We start from the raw sequence: 891 nt of genomic DNA, 5'->3' as shown, positions 1-891 counted from the left end.
GGCTCTGTTGCAAGTTTTCGGTGGTTGCGTGAAAATGGGCTGAACCCGAGCGGAGCTGGTCATGTCAGAGTTCAAGTGGCGTCAATTTGAAGGCGAGATCATCCTTTGGGCGGTGCGTTGGTACTGCCGCTATGGCATCAGCTATCGCGATCTCGAGCAGATGATGGGCGAGCGCGGCGTGCCGGTCGATCATTCCACGATCTATCGCTGGGTTCAACGGTACGCGCCTGAAATAGAAAAGCGGCTGCGCTGGCAGTGGCGTCGTCCGCGGTCGACGAGCTGGCGGGCCGATGAGACTTACGTCAAGGTTCGCGGCAAATGGACCTATCTGTATCGAGCGCTCGACAAGGATGGAGACACGATCGATTTCTATCTCTCGCCGACACGGAACGCCAAGGCGGCGAAGCGCTTTCTCGGCAAAGCGCTGAACGGTTTGAAGGATTGGGAGAAGCCAACTGTGATCAACACGGACAAAGCCCCAACCTACGGGATCGCGATCTCGGAACTGAAAGCCGAAGGCAAATGTCCCGAGGGAGCGGTGCATCGACAGGTCAAGTATTTGAACAATGTGGTCGAAGCCGATCATGGCAAGCTGAAGCAACTGATCCGTCCAGTGAGAGGCTTCAAGACACTGAAGACCGCCTATACGACCATCATGGGATTTGAGGTGATGCGTGCCTTACGGAAGGGCCAGGCGGCGATCTTCAACCTCACGCAAGACATCCGAGGCGAGGCGCGCATCGTCGAACGCGCTTTCGGTATCGGTGCCAGTGCGCTCGCCGAGGCCGTCGAAGTTATCAATGACCAACTCGAACTCCAACCTGCCTGACGTCCAGATCGAACGGTACCCCCGGGACGGCCCTGTCCATGCCTACTTCTTGCAACAGAGCC

The 891-nt window shown here is 57.5% G+C and carries 1 protein-coding gene; it reads left to right on the top strand.

Features of this window, described 5'->3' with window-relative positions:
- Positions 1-61 precede the first annotated feature (61 nt).
- The gene (locus HB393_RS24890) at positions 62-829 is read left to right on the top strand and encodes an IS6 family transposase (RefSeq protein ID WP_213807926.1); all 768 of its coding nucleotides are present in this window, start codon (positions 62-64) and stop codon (positions 827-829) included.
- Positions 830-891 lie beyond the last annotated feature (62 nt).

It is taken from the genome of Granulicella sp. dw_53, from assembly GCF_018449545.1.
Lineage (GTDB): Bacteria > Acidobacteriota > Terriglobia > Terriglobales > Acidobacteriaceae > Edaphobacter.
The sequence above is the reverse complement of the archived record's forward strand: the minus strand, read 5'-3'. Positions and strand labels throughout refer to the sequence as shown.